We start from the raw sequence: 15,189 nt of genomic DNA, 5'->3' as shown, positions 1-15,189 counted from the left end.
GTTTTTTTGTGCCTGCGAAAAATGCGATGACCTTGTAGGAGCGAGCTTGCTCGCGATGGTATATCAGCCACATTGTTGTCGACTGACACTCCATCGCGAGCAAGCTCGCTCCTACAGGGAAATGTGTTCAGGTCAATTTCTTCAGGCACGCCTCAAGAATATCCAGCCCTTCCTCCAGCACCGTTGCCTCGATGGTCAACGGGGCCAGCAGGCGAATGATGTGCCGCGATTTGCCACTGGGCATCAGCAGCAGACCCGCATCCCGCGCCAGCGCCAGCAGTTGGGTCAATTGGGCCGGTGCGGGCGAGCCATCGGCGTTGATCAGCTCGATGCCACGCATGGCGCCGACGCCGGTCAGGCGTCCCACGTACGGCGTCAGCTTGTTCGCGCGCCAGGTTGCATGGCGGCCGACAATCGCTTCTTCCTGTTGGGCACCCCAAGCGTGCAGGTTGGCATCGGTCATTTCGTCCAGGGTTGCCAATGCCGCTGCACAGGCGATGGGATTGCCGGAGTAAGTGCCGCCAAGTCCGCCCTTGGGCAAGTTGTCGAGCAGCGACTTGCGCCCGACCACCGCACCCAGCGGCACACCGCCGGCGATGCTTTTGCCGAGCAGGATCAGGTCTGGTTCGATGCCTAATCGCGAGAACGCGAAGCGCTGGCCGGTTCGGCCGAAACCGGACTGGATTTCATCGGCGATCAGTACAATGCCCTTGTCGTCGCAGAACTTGCGCAGCGCCTGGGCGAACTCGGCCTCCATGGCCAGGAAGCCCGCTTCGCCCTGCACCGGTTCGACGATAAAGCAGGCGACGTCCTCGACATCGATCTCGACGCTGAACAGGCGCTCCATGGCTTTGAGGGCCTCGGCACCGGTGACGCCGTTGTCCTGGCTGGGGAAGGGCAGGTGAAATACCGGCCCCGGCAGCACGCCGACTTTCTGTTTGTAGGGCGCGACTTTGCCGTTGAGGTTGAGGGTGGCCAGTGTGCGGCCGTGGAAAGCGCCGTCGAAGGCGATGACCACGCTACGGCCGGTGGCGCCACGGACGATCTTCAAGGCGTTTTCCGCTGCTTCCGCGCCGCTGTTGGTGAGCATGCCGCTGACCGGGTAACTCACCGGCATGAACGCGCTGAGGCGATCCATCAGTTCGAGGTAAGGCACATGGGGCGCTGCATTGAACGCGTAATGGGTCAGTCGGGTGGCTTGTTCGCGGATGGCTTCGACGATACGCGGATGGCAATGGCCGAGGTTCAACACGCCGATGCCGCCGACAAAGTCGATGTAGCGTTTGCCATCGGTGTCCCAGACCTCGGCGTTTTTACCGTGGCTGAGCGTGACAGGGTGAACGATGTTGATCGACTGGCTGATGGATTCGCTGCGCATGGATGACCGGCTCGAAAGAAGGAGGACTTCTTTTATCTAAGCCGTGAGCAGCGGTACCCGGCAAACGAAATAAAGTGGCGGGGTCAATCTTAAAAGTCGGGTTGTGCTGTCGATCGTCTGTAGGAGCGAGCCTGCTCGCGATGGTCGTGAACGATAACACTGGGTGCCTGATGCCCCGCAGCGCTCTCAGGTTCATCGCGAGCAGGTTCGCTCCTACAATTTGAATCAGCGGCGGGTCAGTGGCTGTTGGGTGAATTTCACGCCAGCCAGACCATGGGCCATCAATGCACGGATATTGCCGTGATCACTGCCTTCAGGTGTGGCAACAACCGAACGGTAATGCTCGCCGAAAGCCAACAGGGCTTCTGCATCACTCAAGCCTTCGAGCAGCGCCAGGCCCAAGGTCTTGCACGAGCCTTCGTTCTGCCCGGCCGCGTTTTCCACGCCACCGTTGTTGAAGGCCTGAGGCTGGTAGTCGTAACCGGCAGCAATGAACGCCAGAGTATCGGCGAAGGCGTGTTCGCCGCTGTTGAGGCTGGCGCGCAGGGTGTTCAAATCACTCATTGGGTTTTCCTTTGGCGAACGCCGCCTGTTGTTCGGCGTTGGCTTCTTGCTGAAATTGGGCTTTCCACTCGGCGTACGGCATGCCGTAAACCACTTCGCGGGCTTCATCGAGGCTGACCTCGATCTGGCGTTCGTCAGCCGCCGCCTTGTACCACTTGGACAGGCAGTTGCGGCAGAAGCCCGAGAGGTTCATCAGGTCGATGTTTTGCACATCCTTACGGCTGTCGAGGTGGGCCACCAGCCGGCGAAAGGCGGCGGCTTCGAGTTCCAGGCGTTGTTGATCGGTCATGGCGGTCTCTGCGAGACAGCTTCAAGCGGCACGCTTGAAGCTGCAAGTTGGATGGCGGTGGCTGCAAGTTTACAGCCTGGCGCTTGTGCCTTGAAGCTAGCGGCTCGCTGCCAGCGTAATCGACACCGACTCGGCAAATCGCAGCGCGTGGGGCTTGTCGACCTCGACCTCGGCGTAGAGCACCGATGCGTTAGCCATCACCAGGTCGAGAATTTCCTGGGTCAGGCGTTCGAGCAGCGCAAAGCGGTTGCCTTCCACATGGGCAATGATCGCCTTGGTAATGGTCCGGTAGTTCAGCGCGTGATCGATGTCGTTGTCCCGCACCGCTTCCTGGGCTGCGTACAGGATGGTGAGGTTGATCAGCACATCCTGCTTGTTGAGGATTTCATCCTCGTTGATGCCGATGAAGGTACGCAGGCACAGGTCTTTGACCCGGATGCGTGCCATGCCTGGCTGAAGTTGTGGCATTGCTACTTGCTCCGTCCAATCAATTGCAGGAACTCCTGGCGGGTGTTGCTCGACTCGCGGAAGGCGCCGAGCATCACCGAGGTGTTCATGGTCGAATTCTGTTTCTCGACGCCGCGCATCATCATGCACATGTGCTGTGCCTCGATGACCACCGCGACGCCTGCCGCGCCGGTCACCTGTTGCACGGCGTCGGCGATTTGCCGGGTGAGGTTTTCCTGGATTTGCAGGCGCCGGGCGAACATGTCCACCAGCCGTGCGATCTTCGACAGGCCCAGCACTTTGCCGGTTGGAATATAAGCCACATGCGCCTTGCCGATGAAGGGCAGCATGTGGTGTTCGCAAAGCGAGTACAGCTCGATGTTGTCGACGATGACCATTTCATCGTTGTCGGAGGCGAACAGCGCGCCATTGACGATCTCTTCGACACTTTGCTCGTAACCATGGCAAAGGTACTGCATGGCTTTGGCCGCGCGCATCGGCGTATCGAGCAAACCTTCGCGGTTGGGGTTTTCACCGAGACCGATGAGGATCTCTCGATAATTCTGGGGCAGCGATAACGTCATGGAAAATCCTCGCGGGACACTTATTTGATGTGCCTTCCGCCGTTGACGGTCAGGGTGGTGCCGGTGACATAAGGGTTGTCGAGCAGATAGCGCAGGCTCTGGTAGATCACTTCACAGCCGGGTTCGATGCCCAGCGCGGACTTGGCCAGCACCTTGGCGCGGTAGGCCGCGTCGTCCTCAGGGTTGAACAGTAGCAGGGCTGGCGCGATCCCGTTGACCTTGATGGCCGGCGCGTACCTGGCGGCGAAGGACAGGGTCAGGCTGTCGAGCCCGGCTTTGCTGGCGCAATAGCCGATGTGCCTGCTACTGCCCTTGCGGGTCACGTCATCGCTGATGTGCACGATGTCTGCGGGGCTTGAGCGTTGCAGCAGGTCGGCGCAATGCAGGTTGATCAGGTAGGGCGCCAGCATGTGCACGCTGAACATGCGGGTGAACGCTGCAGCGTCGGTGTCCGGCGTTTCGGCCAGCCATTCGGAGGCGTTGTGGACAATCGCCCGTAAACAGTCGGTGTGGGTTTTCAGTTCGCTGATGAAGGCGAGGATCCCGGCCTCGCTGGCGAAGTCCGCGAACACCGCGGTGGCCCCCAGATCGCGCAGGGCTTGTACGCCGGGTCGTTCGCTGCGGTAGCTGAAAATCACGCGCTGGCCATCTTCCAGCAGTCGCCGGGCGCAATGCAGGCCGACACGCTGGCCGGCTCCGGTAATGAGGATGGGGGCTGCAGAAAAAGTCATGAACGGCTCGCGTCGCGGTGAGAACAAAACTATACCAGCGACGGGAGCGCTCTACCTATTGTGCGCAATATCAGTGGTTTTGGGTGGAGGGGGCGGCGGGCAAGCGGCGTACGGGCGTGCTGTTCAGCCAATTGGCCAGCAAACGGGTCGACAGTGGAATGAAGAAATACACCATCAACGGCGTCAGGCACAGGGTGCTGATGAACATGCGGAGCAGCAGCGCCATCTCACTCAGCAGCGACCCCAGCGCAAAGTTGAACAGCAGGGAAACCGGAAAGAACGCCAACCAGATTGCCACGGCCTGTTTCCAGCGCGGCGGGCGTTGACCGACGGCACCGAACCAGCCCTCGATGCCGCTGACCCGATGTTCCGTCGGGTGGGCGAACAACTCGCTGCCGCGTCCGAGCCAGGCGCTGCGCGAAGCGGAATACTCCCAGGCATGCAGGGTCTGCTCGTCGGCGAAGCGGAAGATAATCTGGCATTCGTCATCACCGGGCGGCGGTGCGAGTACTCCGGAGCCAAGGTAGCCAGGAAAGTCGGTGGCCAGTTGTTCGCCTTCGCGCAGCCAGGCGATCAGGTCTTGATAACGTCCATTGGCAACGCGGCGCGCAACCATCAGCGTGACGGGAGGGGTAGACATTGTGCATCTCCGTAGACATTTGCGTCGCTCCGGATAGGAACTTCGCCAGGCGCAGCGCCGGGGTAGTGGGCTGCGGCTTGAAACAAGCAAGGATTATTCCTCATTCTGCCGGTTTCGTCTTTGAGCGATTTTTTTCGATTATGAACTTGAATCGTTGTGGGGCAGAGGAGTTAAATGGGATCCCACCTGCACATGGACATACAATCCTAGATGCCTGTCCTCACTGACGTAGTTTCAGGTGTACCGCGGGCTGTCTCCCTTGAACAGGAACAGCTCTATCCGATTCGCGAGGTGGCGCGCCTGACGGGCGTCAATCCGGTCACGCTTCGAGCCTGGGAGCGACGTTATGGCCTGATTGTTCCAATGCGCACCGAAAGTGGGCATCGCCTGTATTCGCTGACCGATATCGAACGGATTCGCGACGTCCTCGGCTGGGTCGAGCGCGGTGTAGTCGTCAGCAAGATCGGCAGGATCCTGGCCAAAACCCAGCCGCTCCAGGCGTTGTCGCACATTATCCCCAACAACCTCGTGGAAGCCGATTATGCACAGTGGCAGCAACAGGTTCTTGCTGCGGTCAACGGGTTTGACGACATTCGGCTGGAGCAGGTCTACGGGAAAATCTTTTCCAGTCACGCCCTGCCGGTGGTGTTTCAGGACATTCTGATCCCTGTCTGGAAGCAATTGTTGCAACGACAGGACCAGTTCGGCGGGACCAGCGAGTGGCTGTTCCTGGATGGATTTTTGCGTTCCCGGGTGGTGCAGCGTCTGTTGTTGCTGCGAGACAAACAGCCGCCTCGGGTGGTCATCTGTGCCTTGGTTGGCCATTGCCGCGAGCTGGAACTGTTGGTCGCCGCCCTGTTTCTGAGTGCCGGGCCAGCGGCCGTTCGCGTGCTGAACATTGGTCAGCCGTTCGATGAGCTGGTGCTGACGTGTGAAAGGGTCAAGCCCTTGGCGCTGGTGTTGTTTTCCAATCATGTGCCGGCTCCCGAGTTGCCGCGGCGCTTGAATCGCCTGGCCATGAGTCTGGAGTGCCGATTGTTGTTGGCCGGTGATGCTTGCGATCTGGTACAGGAGAGCCTGGCCGGGTCATCGATCGGATGCCTGGGCAATGAAGGGGAGGTCATGAGCCAGCGTCTGAAGCAGTTCCTGGCGGGTAGTCTGGATACTTGAGGTTCAGAGGTGCAGCGCGGGATGAGTCAACCGATGTTGTTGCAGGATGAACTGGCGCAGGCGCTCGGTTTCGTCCGTATCGCTCTGGCTCAGTTGATAGGCATAGAAGCCCTGTTCGTTTTCTTTCTCGAAAGTGCCACGCAAGGCAATCCGCTCATAGCCTGACGGGCTGAACCACAAGGCGAAATGCTTCGGCGGCTTGGTCTTGTTGCGAACCTCCAGCAAAACCCCTTTGCACGACACTTCGTGCACCCAGAGGGTGCCTGTTTGACCCTTGGCGTTTTCCAGTGCTACCGGTTCGTCCAGTACCAGGCGCCAAGGCCGGACCATCGGTCCGTCTTCATAGATGCTCGGCACGCCGAGGCGCAGGTGTAGCGCATGGAACTCGTCTTCCACCAGGTGCAGGGGGAAGGTCATTTGCTGGTTTTCGAAGGTGGCTTGAATGGTCACCTGCTCATGGGCCGCCAGGCGGGTGAGCAGGTCACGAATTTGCGATCCCCCGTTGACGAGCAGGCTCGACGTCGCGTCCCGCACATTGAGTTGCGGGTTGTGTTGCATGCTCTGGATGAAATCCAGCTCATCCTGGGTCAGGAGTGCGTCGCGTTGCATGGCCAGCTCAAAAGATATAGTTACAAAGTCAGCGGTGATTGTAGTTACTGACCATTAATTCTTGATTTGGTTTTTGCCGTTCGTCGCCTTGAGCGCCGTCAGTTCGGCCTGGAGTTCAGCCAACTGCGCTTCAAGCTGTGTCACGCGCTGTTGTGTCTTGACCTGCGCGGTGACATCTTTCTGCACGCCGACAAAGTAGGTTTGCCCGTCCGCTGGATTTTTCACCGTTGAAAGGGACAGCTCGTTCCAGAACGGTGTGCCGTCCTTGCGGTAGTTGCGCAGTATTTCCCGGCAGGATCCTTCACGGTTCAAGGCGTCGCGAATCAACGGCAGGGCTTCCTGGTCGCGGTCTCCCGACTGCAGGAAGCGGCAATCCTGATAGAGGATTTCTTCGCTGGAGTACCCCGTCAGGCGTTCGAACGCGGGGTTGACGTAAATGAGGATTTTGTCCTGATCGCCTTCCTTTTCCGCAATCACGATCCCGTCGTTGGAGGTGTTGATCGCCATTTGCAGCAGTTGTGCATTAATCATCGGAGTATCCTTTCCTGATTGATTGTCGATTGCATTCTAAAAGAACAATCACGACCGTGCTGTTAATATCCCGGTCTTTTACTCGGATTCAGGATCAGATTGATGAAAGTCGCCATCATTTCCGGCTCGGTGTACGGCACGGCCGAAGAAGTTGCCCGCCACGCCGCCAGCCTGTTGAAAGCCGCCGGTTTCGAAACCTTTCACAACCCGCGTGCGACCCTCGCCGATCTCCAGGCGTTCGGCCCCGAAGCCTTTCTGGCGGTGACCTCGACCACCGGCATGGGTGAGCTGCCGGACAACCTGCAACCGCTGTATTCGACCATTCGCGACCAATTGCCAGCGGCCTGGCGCGGTTTGCCGGGCGCGGTGATCGGATTGGGTGATGCGAGTTATGGCGATACTTTTTGTGGCGGCGGCGAGCAGATGCGCGAATTGTTCGGTGAACTGGGCATTCGCGAAGTAATGCCGATGCTACGCCTGGATGCCAGTGAAAGCGTGACCCCCGAGACGGACGCCGAGCCTTGGCTGGCGGATCTGATCAGCGCACTGCGCTACTGACCGTTGCCACGGCACCCATGCCAGTCAGGGTTCTGACAGTGCGCTAAAAGCTGCCTGTCAGACCCTCGCTGGCGCCGGTCATTTGACATGGATCCAGGACTGCAGGGCGGCTGACTCGCTGGACCACCAAGCTGGCTGCCAATGCAACTACACGAACCTCAAGGGCTGACTAGACTCGGTGATCATTGGAAACACTCCATCATAAAAACACCGAGGTTCCTTGCCGTGACTGTCGCTCCCGTCCAATCGCCACACAGTGTCAAACACCAGGTCAGTGCTGCCGAGTGGCAGACCCGTGTCGACCTGGCGGCCTGTTATCGCCTGGTCGCCCAACATGGCTGGGATGACCTGATCTTCACCCATATCTCCGCCAAGGTGCCTGGCACCGAAGATTTCCTGATCAACCCGTTCGGGTTGATGTTTCATGAAATTACCGCGTCGAGCCTGGTCAAGGTGGATCAGGCCGGCAACAAGCTGATGGACAGTCCTTACGAGATCAATCCGGCGGGATACACCATCCACAGCGCCGTGCATGAAGTTCGTCACGATGTCGTCTGCGTGCTCCACACCCACACCGCTTCAGGGGTGGCGGTGTCGGCACAGAAGCAGGGCGTTTTGCCGATCAGCCAACAGTCGTTGTTCGTGCTTTCCAGCTTGGCCTACCACGCCTACGAAGGCGTGGCGCTCAACCATGAAGAGAAAGTGCGGCTGCAGGCCGACCTCGGTGAAAACAATTTCCTGATGCTGCATAACCACGGTCTGCTGACCTGCGGCAGCACCATCGCCGATACGTTCCTGATGATGTTCACCTTTCAGCGTGCCTGCGACATTCAGGTCATGGCGCAAAACGGTGCCGCTGAACTGATCGCCATCGAACCGCGGATTCTGGCCGGCGCCAAAGCCATGATCGCGGGTGTCACCCGAAGTGCTCAAGGCATGGGCGGAGCGCTGGCGTGGCCGGCGCTGCTGCGCAAACTCGATAAACTGGACCCGGGCTATAAACTCTGATGGAACTCGCCGAGATCCCTCTGTGTGTCTGGCGCAAGCGCAGCCAGACGTTCATCTTTCGTGACCAGAGCATCCGTTACTGGACAGCAGGGCAGGGTGAGCCACTGCTGCTCATTCACGGCTTTCCGTCCGCCAGTTGGGACTGGCATTACCTGTGGCAGCCTTTGACCCAGCGGTTTCGCGTGATCGCTTGCGACATGCTGGGCTTCGGCGATTCAGCTAAACCTGCGAATCACGAATACAGCCTGCTGGAGCAAGCGGATCTGCAACAGGCACTGCTTGAACACCTGAATGTCGAACAGCCGGTGCACCTGTTTGCCCACGATTACGGCGACAGCGTGGCCCAGGAACTGCTGGCCCGGCATTACGAGTCGCGGGTGGAGCTGGCCAGTTGCGTGTTTCTCAATGGCGGGTTGTTTCCGGAAACCCATCGCCCGGTATTGATGCAAAAACTCTTGCTCAGCCCTTTGGGCTGGATCATTGGCCGTGCCTTCAGCCGTGATGGCCTGGTGAGAAGCTTCCGGCAGATTTTCGGTCCGCAAACCCGTCCCAGTGAAAGCCAGATGGATGACTTCTGGAGCCTGGTCGAAAGCCAGCGCGGGCCACGGATCATGCACAAATTGATCGCCTACATCCCGGAGCGACGCGTCTGGCGCAACCGCTGGGTGAGCGCGATGCAACGCGGTGAAGTGCCGCTGCGAGTGATCGACGGCGGGGTCGATCCGATCTCCGGCGTGCACATGGTCGAGCGTTACCGGGAACTGATCCCGAAGGCGGACACGGTGGTGTTGCCCGACATTGGCCACTACCCACAGATCGAGGCGCCCTGCGAGGTGCTCAAGCACTACCTGGCGTTTCGCGATCAACTGCTCTTGCCGTCGCGCAAGGTGGCGTGTTCCTGATTCGTAGCGTTGAACCTGTTCTGCTTCTGTGGCGAGGGAGCAAGCTCCCTCGCCACAGGGGTCGCGTCATCCTGTCCGACGCGATCATCATCCCCCAGCCTTATCGCCCACCATTCAGCCTCCCCCTTGTTCATTGTGACCCGCCGCGCAGTGCCTGAAACTCGGACTCATTGTCCCCTGGCCTGCTGGAGTCCCCCATGAATGAGTCTGTGCGCTTCGAAGATAAAGTCGTGATCATCACCGGAGCCGGTGGCGGCCTGGGACGGGCGCATGCACTGCTGTTCGCCAAACAGGGCGCCAGGGTGCTGGTCAACGATCTTGGCGGCTCGGCCCAGGGTGAGGGCGCCAACGCCTCGGCCGCCGACCGCGTGGTGGCGGACATTCGCGAGGCTGGTGGCATCGCCGAGGCCAACCACGACTCGGTCACTGACGGTGACAAACTGGTCCAGCACGCTCTGGACGTCTTCGGTCGAGTCGACGTAGTGGTCAACAACGCCGGGATCCTGCGTGACAAGACCTTCCACAAAATGGATGACGCCGACTGGGACCTGGTTTACCGCGTCCACGTCGAAGGTGCCTACAAAGTCACCCGCGCCGCCTGGCCGCACATGCGCGAGCAGAACTACGGCCGGGTGATTTTCACCGCGTCGACCTCGGGCATCTATGGCAACTTCGGCCAGTCCAACTACGGCATGGCCAAGCTCGGTCTCTACGGCCTGACCCGCACCCTGGCCATCGAAGGCCGCAAGAACAACATCCTGGTCAACGCCATCGCCCCCACTGGCGGCACGCGCATGACCGAAGGCCTGATCCCGCCGCAAGTCTTCGAACAGCTCAAGCCGGAACTGGTCAGCCCGCTGGTGGTGTACCTGGCCAGCGAGGACTGCCAGGAAACCTCCGGACTGTTTGAAGTCGGCGGCGGCTGGATGGGCAAGGTCCGCTGGGAGCGCAGCCTTGGTGCCGGGTTCGATCCACGGACAGGTTTCTCCCCGGAAGACGTGGCGGCGCACTGGCAGCAGATTTGCGACTTCGAAGGCGCGGCGCATCCGAAGGACAACATCGAAGCGTTGAAGGAAATGATGGGGAATTTGCAGAGATATACGCTCTGATACTGCCGGCAAGGTCACATTGATTGACCTTGCCGGTTGTTGCATTTGTCGGCTGGGAGCCGTTTGTTACCGATCAGCCGGGAAAGTATTTGACTACCAGTGCCTTCAGATTGGCGGCTGTTTGCACGTCCATTTTTCCGTCGAAGTTTTCCGGGCGAAAATGCATCTGGAATGCCCGCACCAACTGTTTAAAACCGCCTTCCGTTGACGCACCCGAAACATCGTATCCATAGGTTTTGAACAGCCCAAGCAATTCGCTTCGGGCTGGTACGCCCGATGTGGTGTATTGGCGCAGATACTCGTCCCGAGTGGTTGCATCGAACCAGGCGCCGACGCCTTTCAAGTACAGCGCCTGCCAGGGAAACATCGGCCCCGGGTCACTCTTGCGGCCGATCGAAACATCGGAGTGGCCCAAAACCTTCGTCGGCGTGATATCCGGGTAGCGCTTGAGGATGTTCAGCGCCAGTTGTTCAATCGCAGCGATCTGCTCGGGGTGATACGGCGGAAAGGTGAAATCGCCGTTGTTGTCAGTCGCCAGGTTGACGACTTCAATGCCGATGGACGTGTCATTCAAATTGCTGCGGTTGCCCCACTGACTGACGCCCGCGTGCCAAGCGCGATGGTTTTCATCCACCAGGTTGAAAACTTCCTGCCCGGTATGACCGGCGCTCAGGTAACTGGGGTCAGTGATATCTGGAATCAGATAGTGCGCGCTGACATACGGGCCGGTCAGGGCACTGACAGAACTTGAAAAGTTAGCGGCCGTGTAGTGAAGAATCAGAAAGTGTATTCGACTGTTGAAGCTTCGGATTGAGCGATACTGGTTGTAGTTGATGGGTTTCATAATTGCACTCGCATTAAGTAAGTTTGAAGCCGGGCGACGATAAAAGTCGTGCGCCGACTTGCTGTTCAACTTAATGGCTCGAGTGCTTTTGGTGTTTACCTATGCTTGTAGGCGCTTTCTGAAAGAAATGTAGGTAGGCGACGTCTTGCCTCGGTTGTCACGGGTTACCGACTGGCAGCAGTGACTCATCAAAAACCATCGCCCATAAAAAAGGCCGCTGCAAACGCAGCGGCCAAGGTAAGACGTTGGATCAGGAGCTACAAATCAACGTCAGTGAACACGGAGCGAAGAACCGAATCCTCAATTCATCTGAAATCTTTCATCACGGCACAGGCGGGTACATCGTGCCTGCGGTGGTTTACCGTGACAGCCAGGCAAGAATAAGCCCTTGGTGTCGTAGGAAAAATACCAATTACGGACATGCACTGTTGCAACCCCGGCAACAGTCAGGATTCGGCTGCTCGTCCTCTGGGTGATGACCCTGTGCCGGTCATCCTTTAGAGGTACACCACGAATACCTCCTTGGTGCGCTTATCGACCCCGGTGCCCGGCAGTAGGGTGAGGCCTTCTGTCACTCACCGGGGAAGACGCATGACAAAAACAACAATGCGCGCCATCTTCACACCACAGGCGCTGGCGGCTGCGGTTGCATTGGGCTGCTGTGCCCAGGCACAGGCCATTTCGTTCAACATTGGGGAAATCGAGGGGACGTTCGATTCCTCGCTGTCGGTCGGCGCGAGTTGGGGCGTGCGTGATGCGGATAACGCCCTGGTGGGCACCGTCAACGGCGGTTCCGGCCAGTCTTCGACCGGCGACGACGGGCGATTGAATTTCAAGAAGGGTGAAACCTTCTCGAAAATCTTCAAGGGGATTCACGACCTCGAACTGAAGTACGGCGACACCGGTGCGTTTGTGCGTGGCAAGTACTGGTACGACTTCGAACTGAAAGATGAGAGCCGGCCATTCAAGGACATCAGCGATCACAATCGCAAAGAGGGCGCCAAGTCTTCAGGTGGACAAATCCTCGACGCTTTCGTCTATCACAACTACTCCCTTGCCGATCTGCCGGGTACGGTGCGTGCCGGTAAACAAGTGGTCAGTTGGGGTGAGAGCACCTTCATCGGCAACTCGATCAACAGCATCAACCCGGTCGACGTGTCCGCGTTCCGTCGTCCTGGCGCCGAGATCAAGGAGGGCCTGATTCCGGTCAACATGCTGTTTGCCTCCCAGGGGCTGACGGACAAATTGACGGTCGAAGGCTTCTATCAACTGGAGTGGGACCAGACGGTTGTCGATAACTGCGGCACCTTCTTCGGCGTCGATGTGGTGGCCGATGGTTGCAACAAGGGTTACACCGTCGCCAACCCGGCCATTGCACCGCTGCAGCCGATTGCTGCTGCCTTTGGCCAGGGCTTCGAAGTCAGCAAGGAGGGGGTGATCGTTCCCCGTGGTGGCGACCGCGATGCCCGGGACTCCGGACAGTGGGGGACGGCATTGCGCTGGCTGGGGGACGACACCGAGTACGGCCTGTACTTCATGAACTACCACAGCCGCTCACCGAATGTCGGGACCACCACCGCTGGCCCCGGTACGCTGGCAAGCCTTCCGGGGATCGTTGCCGCCGCCAACCGCATCGCGCCCGGCAGCGGTTCGGGCCTGGCCCAAAGTGTGATGCTCGGTCGTGGCCAGTATTACCTCGAATACCCGGAGGACATCCGCCTCTACGGTGCGAGCTTCTCTACCACGTTATCCACCGGCACCGCATGGAGCGGGGAAATCAGCTACCGCCCCAACCTCCCGGTGCAGGTCAACACCAATGACCTGACCCTGGCCATGCTCAATCCGATTGCAGGCGGTGCGGCATCGCCCATTGCCACTTCACCTGGGGCTGACAACAAAGGTTATCGCCGCAAGGAAGTGACGCAGGTCCAGAGCACCCTGACGCATTTCATCGATCAGGTCGCGGGTGCGGATCGCCTGACCCTGGTGGGCGAGGCGGCGGTGGTTCGGGTCGGTGGTCTGGAGCCTCGCACCAAACTGCGCTACGGCCGCGACTCGGTGTTTGGTCAGTATGGTTTCGGCGGTGATACCGGCGGCTTCGTGACCTCGACGTCGTGGGGTTATCGCGCCCGGGCCATTCTCGATTACAACAACCTGATCGCCGGGATCAATTTCAGACCCAACCTCTCGTGGTCCCACGACGTCGCAGGCTTTGGCCCCAACGGTCTGTTCAACGAAGGCGCCAAGGCCATCAGCCTCGGTGTCGACGCGGACTATCGCAACACCTATACCGCGAGCCTCAGTTACACCGACTTTTTCGGCGGGGACTACAACGTCCTCACTGACCGTGACTTCGTGGCGTTGAGCTTTGGTGTGAACTTCTGATCTGGCTGAAAAGGATGAATTCAATGCGCAAGATGATTCTGCAATTGGGCGCCGTTCTGGCTCTGAGTCTGCTGGCCGCCAACGTGATGGCCGCGGTGTCGCCGCAAGAAGCCGGCAAACTCGACACCAGCCTTACACCGCTCGGTGCCGAGAGGGCCGGCAATGTCGATGGCTCGATTCCGGCCTGGACCGGCGGCATCCCGAAAAATGCTGGTGCGGTGGACAGCAAAGGTTTCCTGGCCGACCCATTCGCCAATGAAAAGCCGTTGTTCGTGATCACCGCGGCGACCGTCGACAAGTACAAGGACAAACTCTCCGACGGCCAGATCGCGATGTTCAAGCGCTATCCAGAGACTTACAAGATTCCGGTCTATCCCAGCCACCGCACCGTGGCGTTACCGGCAGAAATCTATGAGTCGGCCAAACGCAGCGCTCTGAACGTAACACCGATCAACGACGGTAACGGTCTGGCCAATTTCACCGGCAATCGCTACTACGCGTTCCCGATTCCGAAGAATGGCGTGGAAGTGATCTGGAACCACGTCACGCGTTACCACGGCGGCAATCTGCGGCGCACCATCACCCAGGCGACACCGCAGTCCAATGGCGATTTCACCGTGATCCGCTTCAAGGACGAGGTCGCCGTGCCGTCGTTGCTCGGTGATCTCAAACCGGGCAGCGACGATAACGTCCTCAACTACTTCAAGCAGGAAGTGACCGCACCGGCGCGGCTGGCGGGCAACGTGTTGCTGGTCCACGAGACCCTCGACCAGGTCAAGGAGCCGCGCAAGGCCTGGATCTACAACGCTGGACAGCGCCGGGTACGGCGTGCGCCACAGGTCGCTTATGACGGCGTCGGCACCTCATCCGACGGCCTGCGCACTACCGATAACTTCGATATGTTTTCCGGCGCACCGGATCGCTACGACTGGAAACTGATCGGCAAGAAGGAGATGTACATCCCCTACAACAGCTACAAGCTCGACTCGCCAGACCTCAAGTACACCGACGTGATCAAGGCCGGACACATCAATCAGGACCTGACCCGCTATGAGCTGCACCGGGTCTGGGAAGTCGTTGCCACGGTCAAGCCGAACGAGCGGCACGTGTACGCCAAGCGTCACATGTACATTGACGAAGACAGCTGGCAAGTGGCGCTGGCCGACCACTACGACGGGCGTGGCCAGCTTTGGCGCGTCGCCGAAGGGCATGCCCAGTTCTACTACGATCACCAGGTGCCGGCCTACACCGTCGAAGCGCTGTATGACCTGATTGCCGGCCGCTATATCGCCCTGGGAATGAAGAACGAAGAGAAGCGCAGCTTCGAATTCAACATCGATGCAAAAGCGGGGGACTACACGCCGGCAGCCTTGCGTAGTACGGGAGTTCGGTAGGTTTCCTACAGACTCTTAAACAAAAGGGTGACTTCGCGGTCACCTT

General features: G+C 59.2%; 17 protein-coding genes. 7 read left to right on the top strand and 10 right to left on the bottom strand.

Annotated features, from left to right (window positions below; translation table 11 throughout):
* Positions 1–127: 127 nt before the first annotated feature.
* From AC1DKH_RS08975 to AC1DKH_RS08945, 7 genes are all read right to left on the bottom strand, one after another.
* Positions 128–1,378, bottom strand: a complete 1,251-nt coding sequence (locus tag AC1DKH_RS08975; RefSeq protein WP_477797987.1) for a 2-aminoadipate transaminase — start codon at positions 1,376–1,378, stop codon at positions 128–130.
* A 225-nt stretch (positions 1,379–1,603) separates the two neighbouring features.
* The gene (locus tag AC1DKH_RS08970) at positions 1,604–1,942 is read right to left on the bottom strand and encodes a HopJ type III effector protein (RefSeq protein WP_477797986.1); all 339 of its coding nucleotides are present in this window, start codon (positions 1,940–1,942) and stop codon (positions 1,604–1,606) included.
* A complete protein-coding gene (locus AC1DKH_RS08965) occupies positions 1,935–2,231 on the bottom strand; it encodes a DUF1244 domain-containing protein (RefSeq protein WP_218429330.1) in 297 nt (98 codons plus the stop codon). The genes AC1DKH_RS08970 and AC1DKH_RS08965 overlap by 8 nt, the downstream gene beginning before the upstream one ends.
* A 96-nt stretch (positions 2,232–2,327) precedes the next feature.
* Positions 2,328–2,699 (bottom strand): dihydroneopterin triphosphate 2'-epimerase, encoded by a 372-nt coding sequence (gene folX / locus AC1DKH_RS08960; protein ID WP_007970304.1) that lies wholly within the window; start codon positions 2,697–2,699, stop codon positions 2,328–2,330.
* A 2-nt stretch (positions 2,700–2,701) separates the two neighbouring features.
* A complete protein-coding gene (gene folE, locus AC1DKH_RS08955) occupies positions 2,702–3,262 on the bottom strand; it encodes a GTP cyclohydrolase I FolE (protein ID WP_477752952.1) in 561 nt (186 codons plus the stop codon).
* 20 nt (positions 3,263–3,282) lie between these two features.
* Positions 3,283–3,993, bottom strand: coding sequence for a dihydromonapterin reductase (gene folM, locus AC1DKH_RS08950; protein ID WP_477752951.1), 711 nt, complete (start codon positions 3,991–3,993; stop codon positions 3,283–3,285).
* Between the two features lie 70 nt (positions 3,994–4,063).
* A complete protein-coding gene (locus AC1DKH_RS08945) occupies positions 4,064–4,633 on the bottom strand; it encodes an antibiotic biosynthesis monooxygenase (RefSeq protein ID WP_477752950.1) in 570 nt (189 codons plus the stop codon).
* Positions 4,634–4,843: 210 nt separating this feature from the next.
* Here AC1DKH_RS08945 and AC1DKH_RS08940 point away from each other — a divergent pair, with 210 nt between their 5' ends.
* Positions 4,844–5,803: a MerR family transcriptional regulator gene (locus AC1DKH_RS08940; protein ID WP_477797985.1), complete on the top strand. Its 960-nt coding sequence runs from the start codon at positions 4,844–4,846 to the stop codon at positions 5,801–5,803.
* 3 nt (positions 5,804–5,806) lie between these two features.
* Here the strand turns inward: AC1DKH_RS08940 and AC1DKH_RS08935 are convergent, their stop codons facing one another.
* Positions 5,807–6,412 (bottom strand): hypothetical protein, encoded by a 606-nt coding sequence (locus AC1DKH_RS08935; protein WP_477752948.1) that lies wholly within the window; start codon positions 6,410–6,412, stop codon positions 5,807–5,809.
* 54 nt (positions 6,413–6,466) lie between these two features.
* Positions 6,467–6,943: a PAS domain S-box protein gene (locus AC1DKH_RS08930; RefSeq protein WP_477752947.1), complete on the bottom strand. Its 477-nt coding sequence runs from the start codon at positions 6,941–6,943 to the stop codon at positions 6,467–6,469.
* Between the two features lie 102 nt (positions 6,944–7,045).
* On the opposite strand from AC1DKH_RS08930, the gene AC1DKH_RS08925 reads away from it, so the two are divergent.
* The 4 genes from AC1DKH_RS08925 to AC1DKH_RS08910 all read left to right on the top strand — a co-directional run bounded on the left by AC1DKH_RS08925 (position 7,046) and on the right by AC1DKH_RS08910 (position 10,520).
* Positions 7,046–7,501 (top strand): flavodoxin, encoded by a 456-nt coding sequence (locus AC1DKH_RS08925; RefSeq protein WP_477797984.1) that lies wholly within the window; start codon positions 7,046–7,048, stop codon positions 7,499–7,501.
* A 225-nt stretch (positions 7,502–7,726) separates the two neighbouring features.
* Positions 7,727–8,509, top strand: a complete 783-nt coding sequence (locus AC1DKH_RS08920) for a class II aldolase/adducin family protein (RefSeq protein WP_477797983.1) — start codon at positions 7,727–7,729, stop codon at positions 8,507–8,509.
* Positions 8,509–9,411 carry an alpha/beta fold hydrolase gene (locus tag AC1DKH_RS08915; RefSeq protein ID WP_477752944.1) on the top strand — a complete coding sequence of 301 codons (903 nt, stop codon included), beginning with the start codon at positions 8,509–8,511 and terminating at the stop codon, positions 9,409–9,411. The genes AC1DKH_RS08920 and AC1DKH_RS08915 overlap by 1 nt, the downstream gene beginning before the upstream one ends.
* 197 nt (positions 9,412–9,608) lie before the next feature.
* On the top strand, positions 9,609–10,520 hold the full coding sequence (locus AC1DKH_RS08910) for an SDR family oxidoreductase (protein WP_477752943.1): 912 nt from the start codon (positions 9,609–9,611) through the stop codon (positions 10,518–10,520).
* 73 nt (positions 10,521–10,593) lie between these two features.
* On the opposite strand, the gene AC1DKH_RS08905 is transcribed toward AC1DKH_RS08910, so the two are convergent.
* Positions 10,594–11,364, bottom strand: a complete 771-nt coding sequence (locus AC1DKH_RS08905; protein ID WP_477797982.1) for an N-acetylmuramoyl-L-alanine amidase — start codon at positions 11,362–11,364, stop codon at positions 10,594–10,596.
* A gap of 591 nt (positions 11,365–11,955) precedes the next feature.
* On the opposite strand from AC1DKH_RS08905, the gene AC1DKH_RS08900 reads away from it, so the two are divergent.
* Both AC1DKH_RS08900 and AC1DKH_RS08895 read left to right on the top strand, forming a co-directional pair.
* Positions 11,956–13,749 carry a DUF1302 domain-containing protein gene (locus AC1DKH_RS08900; protein WP_477797981.1) on the top strand — a complete coding sequence of 598 codons (1,794 nt, stop codon included), beginning with the start codon at positions 11,956–11,958 and terminating at the stop codon, positions 13,747–13,749.
* Positions 13,750–13,772: 23 nt separating this feature from the next.
* Entirely contained in the window at positions 13,773–15,143 is a 1,371-nt protein-coding gene (locus AC1DKH_RS08895; protein WP_477797980.1) for a DUF1329 domain-containing protein, read from the top strand.
* Positions 15,144–15,189 lie beyond the last annotated feature (46 nt).

It is taken from the genome of Pseudomonas sp. 05L36 (assembly GCF_056398125.1).
The sequence above is the reverse complement of the archived record's forward strand: the minus strand, read 5'-3'. Positions and strand labels throughout refer to the sequence as shown.

What these genes read in the sequence shown, in the direction of transcription:
- AC1DKH_RS08975 (WP_477797987.1), bottom strand. Translation starts at nt 1,378, where the DNA reads ATGCGCAGCGAATCCATCAGCCAGTCGATCAACATCGTTCACCCTGTC.
- AC1DKH_RS08970 (WP_477797986.1), bottom strand. Translation starts at nt 1,942, where the DNA reads ATGAGTGATTTGAACACCCTGCGCGCCAGCCTCAACAGCGGCGAACAC.
- AC1DKH_RS08965 (WP_218429330.1), bottom strand. Translation starts at nt 2,231, where the DNA reads ATGACCGATCAACAACGCCTGGAACTCGAAGCCGCCGCCTTTCGCCGG.
- folX (WP_007970304.1), bottom strand. Translation starts at nt 2,699, where the DNA reads ATGCCACAACTTCAGCCAGGCATGGCACGCATCCGGGTCAAAGACCTG.
- folE (WP_477752952.1), bottom strand. Translation starts at nt 3,262, where the DNA reads ATGACGTTATCGCTGCCCCAGAATTATCGAGAGATCCTCATCGGTCTC.
- folM (WP_477752951.1), bottom strand. Translation starts at nt 3,993, where the DNA reads ATGACTTTTTCTGCAGCCCCCATCCTCATTACCGGAGCCGGCCAGCGT.
- AC1DKH_RS08945 (WP_477752950.1), bottom strand. Translation starts at nt 4,633, where the DNA reads ATGTCTACCCCTCCCGTCACGCTGATGGTTGCGCGCCGCGTTGCCAAT.
- AC1DKH_RS08940 (WP_477797985.1), top strand. Translation starts at nt 4,844, where the DNA reads ATGCCTGTCCTCACTGACGTAGTTTCAGGTGTACCGCGGGCTGTCTCC.
- AC1DKH_RS08935 (WP_477752948.1), bottom strand. Translation starts at nt 6,412, where the DNA reads ATGCAACGCGACGCACTCCTGACCCAGGATGAGCTGGATTTCATCCAG.
- AC1DKH_RS08930 (WP_477752947.1), bottom strand. Translation starts at nt 6,943, where the DNA reads ATGATTAATGCACAACTGCTGCAAATGGCGATCAACACCTCCAACGAC.
- AC1DKH_RS08925 (WP_477797984.1), top strand. Translation starts at nt 7,046, where the DNA reads ATGAAAGTCGCCATCATTTCCGGCTCGGTGTACGGCACGGCCGAAGAA.
- AC1DKH_RS08915 (WP_477752944.1), top strand. Translation starts at nt 8,509, where the DNA reads ATGGAACTCGCCGAGATCCCTCTGTGTGTCTGGCGCAAGCGCAGCCAG.
- AC1DKH_RS08910 (WP_477752943.1), top strand. Translation starts at nt 9,609, where the DNA reads ATGAATGAGTCTGTGCGCTTCGAAGATAAAGTCGTGATCATCACCGGA.
- AC1DKH_RS08905 (WP_477797982.1), bottom strand. Translation starts at nt 11,364, where the DNA reads ATGAAACCCATCAACTACAACCAGTATCGCTCAATCCGAAGCTTCAAC.
- AC1DKH_RS08900 (WP_477797981.1), top strand. Translation starts at nt 11,956, where the DNA reads ATGACAAAAACAACAATGCGCGCCATCTTCACACCACAGGCGCTGGCG.
- AC1DKH_RS08895 (WP_477797980.1), top strand. Translation starts at nt 13,773, where the DNA reads ATGCGCAAGATGATTCTGCAATTGGGCGCCGTTCTGGCTCTGAGTCTG.